The 10,312-nt window shown below is 41.1% G+C and carries 10 protein-coding genes; 6 read left to right on the forward strand and 4 right to left on the reverse strand.

Annotated features, from left to right (window positions below; all coding sequences use genetic code 11):
* Positions 1-57: 57 nt before the first annotated feature.
* Complete coding sequence (locus V7K69_RS07490) at positions 58-285, reverse strand: helix-turn-helix domain-containing protein (protein ID WP_335032847.1); 228 nt, start codon at positions 283-285, stop codon at positions 58-60.
* Between the two features lie 176 nt (positions 286-461).
* On the opposite strand from V7K69_RS07490, the gene V7K69_RS07495 reads away from it, so the two are divergent.
* Positions 462-746, forward strand: coding sequence for a hypothetical protein (locus V7K69_RS07495; protein WP_335032849.1), 285 nt, complete (start codon positions 462-464; stop codon positions 744-746).
* Between the two features lie 263 nt (positions 747-1,009).
* Positions 1,010-3,208 carry a CHASE2 domain-containing protein gene (locus tag V7K69_RS07500; RefSeq protein WP_335032851.1) on the forward strand — a complete coding sequence of 733 codons (2,199 nt, stop codon included), beginning with the start codon at positions 1,010-1,012 and terminating at the stop codon, positions 3,206-3,208.
* 28 nt (positions 3,209-3,236) lie between these two features.
* On the opposite strand, the gene V7K69_RS07505 is transcribed toward V7K69_RS07500, so the two are convergent.
* Both V7K69_RS07505 and V7K69_RS07510 read right to left on the reverse strand, forming a co-directional pair.
* On the reverse strand, positions 3,237-3,875 hold the full coding sequence (locus V7K69_RS07505) for a Uma2 family endonuclease (RefSeq protein WP_335032853.1): 639 nt from the start codon (positions 3,873-3,875) through the stop codon (positions 3,237-3,239).
* A gap of 189 nt (positions 3,876-4,064) precedes the next feature.
* Entirely contained in the window at positions 4,065-4,700 is a 636-nt protein-coding gene (locus tag V7K69_RS07510; RefSeq protein WP_335032855.1) for a transaldolase family protein, read from the reverse strand.
* 39 nt (positions 4,701-4,739) lie between these two features.
* Between V7K69_RS07510 and V7K69_RS07515 the strand changes: the two genes are divergently transcribed.
* The 4 genes from V7K69_RS07515 to V7K69_RS07530 all read left to right on the forward strand — a co-directional run bounded on the left by V7K69_RS07515 (position 4,740) and on the right by V7K69_RS07530 (position 8,855).
* The gene (locus tag V7K69_RS07515) at positions 4,740-5,213 is read left to right on the forward strand and encodes a hypothetical protein (RefSeq protein ID WP_335032857.1); all 474 of its coding nucleotides are present in this window, start codon (positions 4,740-4,742) and stop codon (positions 5,211-5,213) included.
* A 9-nt stretch (positions 5,214-5,222) separates the two neighbouring features.
* Positions 5,223-5,666: a hypothetical protein gene (locus V7K69_RS07520; RefSeq protein WP_335032859.1), complete on the forward strand. Its 444-nt coding sequence runs from the start codon at positions 5,223-5,225 to the stop codon at positions 5,664-5,666.
* 88 nt (positions 5,667-5,754) lie between these two features.
* Complete coding sequence (locus V7K69_RS07525; RefSeq protein ID WP_335032861.1) at positions 5,755-8,280, forward strand: sigma 54-interacting transcriptional regulator; 2,526 nt, start codon at positions 5,755-5,757, stop codon at positions 8,278-8,280.
* A 236-nt stretch (positions 8,281-8,516) separates the two neighbouring features.
* Positions 8,517-8,855: a hypothetical protein gene (locus V7K69_RS07530; RefSeq protein ID WP_335032863.1), complete on the forward strand. Its 339-nt coding sequence runs from the start codon at positions 8,517-8,519 to the stop codon at positions 8,853-8,855.
* 167 nt (positions 8,856-9,022) lie between these two features.
* Here V7K69_RS07530 and V7K69_RS07535 read toward each other — a convergent pair whose 3' ends face one another.
* On the reverse strand, positions 9,023-9,880 hold the full coding sequence (locus V7K69_RS07535; RefSeq protein WP_335032865.1) for an Rpn family recombination-promoting nuclease/putative transposase: 858 nt from the start codon (positions 9,878-9,880) through the stop codon (positions 9,023-9,025).
* Positions 9,881-10,312 lie beyond the last annotated feature (432 nt).

Raw genomic sequence — 10,312 nt, forward strand, 5'->3', positions numbered from 1 at the left:
TATCACGAATGGGGTGCTAGTACTTCATCTATGATGCTACTGGTGTTACATTTACCATTAAAAATATTTCGTTAAAAGTGCTTCACCAGGTTCTCCCATCTGGTATAATAGCTGTTCAATTTGTTTCATAGCAAGTGGCGAAGGTCGTGTTCGTCCGTTTTCCCATCGGTTTACAGTGTGGAATGAAACCCCTAACATCGTTGCCAGTTTTACCTGTGATAGTTTGAGGTACTGCCGAGTCTCACGAACCAACAGTGCAATGCTTGGCTGTTTGATTGCAGGCATAAGCTAAATATATTTTTATTTTCCTACAAGATATTGCAATATAGCAGATGCTATAACTCTGAATGCACCTATCTATGGTTATAAAGGTTGTAATTTGATGGTTATGTACTACATCAACTATCATGCAAGCTATTTAAGCTATTAATAGAGTTGTTTCAATCTAGGAGATAGAAAATATGAGAGTTTGGCTTGCTTGCTTTTTAGTGCTGTTTGCCTTGGCGGAATTATTTGACTGGTTGCAAGAATTTAATTTGCCACTACCTATCTATATTTTGGGTGGCGCTTTTTTAGCTGTTGCTTCTAACTATGATAAGATTGTTGGCTCCTATTTTGATGATCCAAGTATCGAAGCATCGCTCGAACAACCCCGGTTAGATTCACTAACACCATCTACTAATCCTATTTCTTTCTCTATTGCCAGTGCTGTTGAAGATACTCCAACATCTCAAACAGATGATTAGTGCCATTGCGCGACTCCGATGGCGAACAATGGGAGAGGATAAGAGCGAACTAGCGTCATAGCCTGTCTTAGACATCGCTTATTTCTATAGTTGATGCTGCGCGTCAGCTTGCTTTAAGAGTAGAAATACGCCAAGGTTTCTCACCAACAAGTAAATTGCTACATTAATAGAGAAGCTCAGGTTAATTAGCTTTTAACCTAGAGTCCGAAAATTAACTTTTCCGCCTGCAACATCTACCCAATTCAGGCTACTGCCGCAACGCTGTGATTAGTGGACTATTAAAAAAACTCCGTGTCCCTTTTATCAAAGTTCAGGATTCCCGTGAAACTTCCAAGAACAAAAGCTGGTTGCAAATTATTTTAGTTACCAGTGCGGGAGTTACCGTGTTTATCTGGGGAATTCGGGAACTCAAATGGTTACAGCCTTGGGAGTTAAGAGTTTATGATGAAATGTTGCGATCGCGTCCAGCACAAGCACCCGATCGGCGGATTTTGCTAGTAAAAATCACTGACGACGATCTCAAACGAGAGAAATGGACTATATCAGATCGGAAAATTAATCAGCTATTAAAAAAAATCGAGTCTTATCAACCGCGAATTGTTGGTTTATATCTTTTCCAACCAGAAGACAACAATTTGGCAACTAATTTCCCAAATCAAGATAATATTGTCAGCACTTGTTTGTTTAGCAGTGTGGGTAGAGATGAAATTCCACCACCGACTAATTTTCCTATAGATAATGTTGGGTTTAGCGATGTTGTTTCTGACAATGAAAATGATCAAGTTCTCCGCCGTAGTTTGTTATTTGCTTACTCTACAGACAATAAATGTACAACATCATTTGCATTTGGGGCGCTAATAGCAATTAATTATCTAGAAAAACAAGGTATTGAATACAAGTTTACTAATAAAAAAGAATTACAGTTAGGTAAAACCCTCTTTCCGCGTTTACAACCTAATTCCGGTAGCTATCAACATCTGGACGCAGATGGATATCAAATATTATTAAATTACCGTCACCCCAACAGCCTCGCCGACCAAGTAACCTTAAGAGATGTTCTTAGTGGCCGAGTCAACCCCAATTTAGTTAAAGATCGCCTTGTAATTATTGGCACTACGGCTGCTAATCTCCCTCCTGGTGGTTTCTATACACCCTACAGCACTTTGCCGGATCAGGCAGCTAAAATGCCTGCTCTGTTTATTCATACACAGATAGCAAGTCAACTCATCAGTACAGTGTTGGATGGGCGACCTCTAATTTGGTATTGGCCCGACTGGGCAGAATTTATTTGGATGTGGGGTTGGTCGCTTTTAGGGGGAATTATCGTATGGCGGTGGCAAAATCCCTTGCTGTTGCTAGTGGTGGGAGGAACAACTCTACTTGGGTTAGTAGGAATCTGCGTTGGTTTGTTTTTGCAAGCTGGATGGGTGCCTTTAATTCCCTCTGCTCTTACTTTGGTTGTTAGTAGTATTTGTGTGATTGCTTATACTAGCTACCAAAATCAGCGACAAACTCAGGTGATTATTCTGCAAGTTGAAAAACAACAAGAAGCGATCGCACAATTAAATGTACTCTTAGAAGACAAAACCGCAATTCCCGATTCGTCTCTTGGTTTTCCTCTCCCAGTTGATTCACCAGAAATAAAATCAGGTAATTTGCTTTTGGGTGGACGCTACAAAATTTCTCAAGTTCTTGGTTCAGGTGGATTTGGTCGGACTTATTTAGCACAGGATACTCAACGACCGGGAAATCCTACTTGTGTAGTTAAAAAGTTAATGCCAGCCCGTCAAGATACACGATTTTTGCAAGTTGCTCGCAGGTTGTTTCATAGTGAAGCTGAAATATTAGAATCTTTGGGTAAACATCATCAGATTCCTGAACTACTTGCTTATTTTGAAGATGACCAAGAATTCTATTTAATTCAACAATATATCGAAGGACATACTTTAAGTGAAGAATTACCACCTGTGCAGGATGTACAAAGCGAATCATTTGTCATAGAGATGTTCAAACAAGTTTTAGAAGTTCTAGAATTTGTTCACCAGCATCGAGTGATTCATCGTGATATCAAGCCAACTAATATTATTAGATGCGCTCAAGATAATCGGCTGGTATTGATTGATTTTGGTGCAGTCAAGTTAATGCAACCGCCGACTAGCGACCAAACAGAATTAGCCACAGTAGCCATTGGGACAAGGGGTTATGCACCTCCAGAACAATTTGCAGGTCATCCCCGTCTATGTAGTGACATTTACGCTTTAGGAATGATTGGTATTCAAGCCATAACTGGGATACCACCGCAAGAACTCTACCCAGATCCAGAAACGGGGAATGTGATGTGGCGGCATACAGTGCCAGTTAGGGAAGAATTGGCGGTCATTTTAGATAAAATGGTTTGCTATCATTTTAGCGATCGCTATCAATCAGCCGCCGAAGTGTTACAAGATTTAAAACGTATGTAGTCCTAGCAAGCATCGCAAGGTAGGAATTTTAACTCTCACTCGTCAACTTCCGTCGTAATTCCCAAATTGCGGCGCTAGTATTACGCTCGTAGGCAATTTTTAAACACTCTGTGACTATCTCTGACACATTGATATTAGGAAAATAACGGCTACTGCTTTCAACAGTGTAGACATCGCCTTGCAATCTGTAAATTACAAGCTGGTTCTTCCTGAACAACCAAACTTCTGGTACTCGATAAGGCAGGTAGTCATTTACATCCGTGTAGCTGGTGATGTCTATCTCTACCACCAAATCGGGAGATGGATCAACACCCCAATTGATGCGATCTTTACCTGCAATTGCCTCCCAGTTTTCAATATAAAAACAGTAGTCTGGTTCTATACCACTTTCCTGTGGTAGTTCCATTGTGATTGGGGTAAATGCCTCGTATTCTCGCCCTAGATGGTCGAGCAAAACTTTGACTACATCTGCAATTACACTTACTTTTCGCCCATGTTCTGGTAGCGGTGCCATCAAGAGAATTTCTCCATCTCGATACTTGATACGAGGGGAAGAGCGATCGCCTAACTGTTTATTCAGTGCTTGATAATCTTGCCAACTTCCGGGTAGGCGTACTACTGCACCTGGAGGCAAATGGATTGTATCGGGTGTGACAACAGCGAACATAGAGCTAATACCTCCACTTCAACTGTAATACTTTAGTAATCAATTGCTACGACTAAAAAATACAGCAGCGACAATAATTAAACCTAAAAGCACCAAGGGAACCCAAAGATTAGGAATATCTGACCAACTCATATTTAATTACGAATTACGTTAGCGCAGCGTTAGCGAGTATTCGAGCGTCATTACGAATTATTTTAAGCCAATGCCTCCTTTAGCGAATTCTTCAACAGTTTTCTGTGAAAATTCATGAGTTGCGATCGCTTGCAACATTGCCAATGGTAAAGTCAAATGATGGGCCCCAGCTTGCAATGATGCGGCTGCTTCTTCGGGAGATTTGATACTAGCTGCCAAAATCTCTGTATCACTGCCTTTGAGGACGCTAGCCATATCCCGTACTAAGGCAATACCATCACCTAACAACCGCGTAGCTCGATTTACATAAGCTATGGCAATTTTCGCTCCCGCCTCCCGTGCTACTGCTGCTTGTGCTGCACTGTAAATTGCTGTCACTGAACAGGTAATTTCTGAGGATAGAGTCGCCACTACTTCAAAACCTAACGGTGTTGCGGGAATTTTCAAAATTGTTTGTGAACCAATAATATCGAAAGCTTTTCTACCTTCAGCTAGCATCCCAGCTTTATCAGATGCCACAAGTTGATAGTATAACGGGCCAGAAGTCAAGGCAACCAAATTTTTGAGCGTGGTTTCTGGTGGAGTATCGCTTTGAGACAGCAGCGTGGGATTGGTTGTAATGCCTTTCACCCATCCCCAAAGCTTAACAACTTCGGCTTCAGATGCGATCGCTGAGTCTAGATATAGTGCCATAATTTTCCTGAATCGATTGTTAAAATTAATTTACCAGATGTGCAACTTAGACTTTCTTACGTACCAAAATATTCTGCACTATTTCCTAGCCCTTGGCATACTATTGATTCAGGACTGCCATCAGAAGGTAGTTCAGGAGTAGAATATTTTCCGAATCTATATCCCGAAGATATTCCTAGTTATATTCGACGTAATGAACTTTTCTTTGATGGCAAGAAGTGGAGATATAAAACACCTCACAAAAAAGTGTTTACACCTAATGGTGAGTATAACTTTGTAGTACAGAGAGGCCAGATATATATAGCAAGGGAAAAATTTAGTTTGGGAAGTCATATTGATATTGCAAGAGGTAACAACGTTGACTTTGCAGGTCAAATTCGCTTTGGTCATAATAAAAACAATAAAGGTCAAATTAAATATTGGAATAATGCTTCTGGTCACTACAAACCATCAGCTAATTCAGCAGGTAACGCTGGTTTGCCATTAAACCTTTTCATACCTTATGGATTTTGACAATAACTTATGAATGATCGTGTTCAACAATTAATACAGATTAGTACTTATAGATCCTTAACTTCTCAGGAGGAAAAGGTAATTTTAGATTATCTGAAATCAATACCGGAAGTTGCAGTATATGAAATTATCAAGAGCATGGTTGAACAAAAAAGCCTGGCTACTATTGTAATAGCAAAGAAGGTCTTGCATACAAGAGATTATGTCACAAAAATGTTTAGCTATGGAGTTTTAGAATCCAATGCTCAATCTATTAAATTATGGTTAGATTTTGCAATTCCTAAACTGGGATTTAAGTCAGTAGTAAAATTAATTGAAGATTTAAATAATGATAGTAATAGGTTGATCGAGAAAGCAGTCTACTGGCTTCCTCTGTTTATCTCTGAGAATGAAAACAGGTCTTGGAACTTACTGGAGAAATTAAGGGAAAAGGTAAAGTGTAGTCCAATCTGAACTTCGTTCTAAATTATGAATTCTTGAACCAGCTTTCAAGGGATAATTAATCCTTGTTATACATAACAGCCTACACGGAGAACTTAAGATGACATCTCCAGAAACGGTTATATGGCTACAAGAACGTACCAGTTTAGGAATTCTCTCAGATGAAGTGTTAAATGCGATCGCACAAGTAATTGAAGAACAAGTTGTACCAGCCGAAACTGACTTGGTTAGTGAAGGCAATTCTCCAGAAGCCCTTTATATTCTTGTAGAAGGTCAACTCGAAAGCAATAGCACCAATCAAAGCAACCCAGCCTTAGCTTGTGGATTCCTTCCCGGAGCAGTGATTGAACTCAAAGAATTGCTGCTGGAAGAATTAACTCCATTCACAATTACTACAGTAACTGAATGTCATTTCTGGGTTGTACCTGCTGATAAATTTCGGGCATTAGTCACCCAGTACCCCGAAATTGCTCAGGCTTTTTCCCGCCAATTGGTTCAAGAATTAGCTCAGGTAACATCTGCACTTAGCCATGAACAAGAACGTTCTGTAGCTTTGCGGCCATATTTAGTTACCAAAGCCCAACGCGGAATTGTCGGTACAAGTCGCTATGCTGTGCGCCTGCGGGAGCAAATTCGAGAAGCTGCTGCTGATCGCAAATCAGTAGATATTTTCGGTGAACCAGGGTTAGAAAAAGACAATATAGCAGCACTTATCCACTTTGGTTCTCCAAAACGGCGAGAACCAATCATTAAAGTAAATTGCGGTATTCTGCAAACTAGCGGCGCAGACTTATTTGGTCGCGCTGGCGGTAAACCAGGACTGTTGGAATGGTTGGGAGAAGGTACTTTAGTTCTCAATAATATCCAAGAACTATCCGAAGAATTATTACCTCCCGTGACGCAGTTGCTCAAAACTGGTATGTATACCCCCGTCAGTCGTTCTGGAGAAACTGTAGCCCAACCTCGTCCCAGTAAAGCCAGAATTCTGATTGTTTCCGAAAAAACTCAACCGACAATTGAACGTTCCGTTGGTCACATTATTAAAGTACCACCGCTACGGGTGCGGAAAGCTGATATTCAGGCACAGGTTGAATATTATACCAGTCTCTACATTCGCTCTAGAGGCGTTCCAAAACCGCACATTACCCCAGAAGCTTTACGTCGCCTACAGTCTTATGATTTTCCTGGGAACCTCAAGGAATTAAAAAATCTGGTTGAAAGAGCGATCGTGCAAGCTGAGGGTACTGATGAATTAACAGAAGAAATTTTCTGGCCAGCCGAAGCGAAGAAAAAACGATTTCGCGTAAATCTGTTAAATGCCTATCCTAGTTTGCGGCGGTTTTTGCGTAGTCCTTGGTGGCCCGATCGCATTAACTATGGTTTTACTGCAACGGCTTTTGCAATCATCGTTGCAATATTATTTATTGGGCCACAAACCCGCGATCGCAATTTTGTATTAAATCTATTTTGGGCTTGGTGGTGGCCTTTCTTCTTATTTCTCTTCCCCTTTTTGGGACGCATCTGGTGTTCTGTTTGTCCCTTCATGATTTACGGGGAAATTACCCAAAAGTTATCTCTCTGGCTGTGGCCTAGAAAACTCAAGCGCTGGCCGAGAGAAGAAGCTGAGAAATGGGGCGGATGGTTTATGTTTGGTTTGTTCACCCTCATTTTCTTATGGGAAGAACTCTGGCATTTAGAAAATACCGCTTACCTCAGTGCTTGTTTGCTGCTGTTAATTACTGCTGGGGCGATGATTTTCTCCGCCATTTTTGAGCGGCGGTTTTGGTGTCGATATCTGTGCCCCATTGGTGGAATGAATGGTTTATTTGCCAAACTTTCAATGACAGAACTCCGCGCCCAGCAAGGGATATGTTCTGCTAGTTGCACAACGTATCAGTGCTATAAAGGTGGGCCGCAAAAGGGCGAAGGGATGGAAACGAATGGATGTCCTTTATACTCGCACCCAGCGCAGTTAGAAGATAACAGAGATTGCGTACTGTGCATGACTTGCCTGAAAGCTTGTCCCCATCGTTCCGTTGAATTCAACTTGCGTCCCCCTGGAATTGAATTGTGGACAACTCATGTACCCCGCACTTATGAAGTAGCATTATTGTTTTTGCTGTTGGGTGGAATATATCTGCATCGCTTGCCAGAATTGCAATCTTGGTTGGGTTTGCAACTGGATTTAACTCAGTTTTGGCAGCACTTCGGATTATCGCTGCTAGTGTTAATTATCCCAGCGATCTTTACCTTGGGGGTTTATCGTTTGCTGAAACTGTTGAATTTTAACCGAAAGCCAAAATCATTTGTAGAACTTGCCTATGGTTATTTACCATTAGTCTTGGGCGGAAATTTGGCTCACTATTTGCGTTTGGGCTTAGGCGAAGGCGGGCGAATTTTACCTGTTACCTTTGCTACTCTTGGTTTGAGTGGTGAACAATTGCCAATATTGGTTGCTCACCCGGCTGTGATTGCCTTTTTGCAAGGTGCAACGATAATTTTCTCAGTGTTGATGACTATGTTATTAACTCAAAAAATTGCCAAGCAACCAGTGAAATTGCTCCTTGGGCAACATTTAGCTGCGATCGCATTGGCAGCTAGTTTATGGGCAATTATCGTGTTCTAGCAATCGCTCCTTTCTATGCCATTCCACTCTGCTCTTGCTCCCCTTCTCTTGTAGGGAAGGGGCCGGGGGTTAGGTCTGTATTCTGACTAGAAAACCACTATATTCCACCAAGAAGTCTCTAATCACTTAGACTAGATGCAAAAAGTGAGTTAAAAACATTCTTCTTCCCTACGAACGTGATAGAAAATACTTGTATAACTTATGATTTTTGATTCATAGTGTAAGGATTACAGATAATGCACGTTCTCAAAAGATCCATCAAACCAGCACCTTATATATCATTTCTCCATATTTACCAAACTACTTGGGGGACAGCTGGTGATATTTGTTTAATCCGTGAATCTGTCGCTGAAGAAAGTACGGCAAAGTTTATCGGGCATAAAATCCAGCTAGCAATTCCCAAAGGGCTAGAGCGCGATCGCATCGCCAACTGTCCAATAATTAAAGTTGCAGGTAATGTCGGCGACGGACATCCTAAAGAGCATCCTTTAGAATGGGAGGCTTATGAAGGTGTAAATGAAGAAATAGCTTTAGCGGCTCTCAAACCTTGGGGTTTCAAGTTAATTGAACTTTAATGTGGCAATCTGACAAGCTCAACTCGCTTTCGTTCTTCTGAAACTATTTTTATCCCTTAGCACCATCAGACATTGGCTCAAATGGAAAAATTCATCTAATAGACATAGGAGTGAAATTAATTATGCGTTGCCCGAAATCCTTAGTAGGCATAATTCATAAATTGTATCTACGTTATTTTCACTCCTACGTCTAATGTACCAAACCAGGTTTCTAAATCCGCGATCGCCTGAAAATCCAACAATGCTTCACCGAGATTTTCTAATTGTTCTAAAGAGAGAGTTTCAATCCGGTCTAGCATATCTTGGGGTAATTCTCCCACCCGTCGAGTAAGCTGACGGAGAATCAGCAATTGCCCTTCTGCTTTTCGTCCTTCTTCCCGTCCGCGTTGTTCGCCTTCAGCGAGAATTTCTTGATAAATTACTGACTCGCGCATCATACCCTCCCGAAATAATTGTCGAATCAAGTCTTGATTGTATTTTAACCCCGCTAAGATTTGGGTATACGCGGAAATTTCTGGTCGTTGTCTTGGCTCAAGTTGATTAACTTTGACCACAACTTGTTGCAACAATGCTTGGGGTTGCGTGGTTGCGGCCAGTGGTGCTAATGGTAACAAAGCTGGCTCATTTAGGAATAGTTCAGGATTTTCTTCCCATAAGCGAATCACGCGATATTCATGACGGGTAGTTTCGACACAGAAGACAGTTTCAATTACTGTTCCTGGTGCAGGGGGAAGCAATAATACGACAACTTGGGTTATTGGTAGACGATATAAACGATACAAGCGTACCCAATAATCTAGCATCCGCAGGGGTAGGGGTGGCGTAGATTCTAGTTTGGTTTGAAATTCCAGATGGAGAATGCGTCCTTGTAATTGTAAAAATGTGACATAATCAGCGCGAATTGGTTCGATGCTCAATTCGGTTTTGAGGACTTTGACGGAAGTTTGTGGTGTTCCTAATACCCAACTGGCAAAGGTAGCAGGATGTTTTTCGGACAGTAGTTTGCAGAGGTTATCAAAGGACATTAGCGATCGCTAACAATTGAACGAGGTATTGTTATTATCTCGTGCAGTGGTTTGAGTAGGCGATGTCTACGACGGGCTACAACTACGCACCATTGCTCAAGAAAGCTCAATAGTATAGTCTGAGCGTATCTTTTGAAATTCCTGTAGTATTTACATTAATATTCCATTTCTGGCTAGGTTGAGTTATCAGTCGATAAAAATATAACTGTAGCGGTTCCTGATTTACTAGTAAAAACCTAACTCCCTTCTCTTTTCCTACCAAGGAAAGGGCAGAAACAGCCTTTATTTCTAAAAAAATTACGAATTACGAATTATACAAATGTATCTGCACATAGTTAAACCCGGATTTCTCACAAACAATAAAAAATCCATTCACAGCACTCGAACTAAGACATTTTTTTGATACATCATCAATTGGAAATTAAGTGAGTA

The organism is Nostoc sp. (assembly GCF_036917775.1).
Taxonomy (GTDB): Bacteria; Cyanobacteriota; Cyanobacteriia; order Cyanobacteriales; family Nostocaceae; genus Nostoc.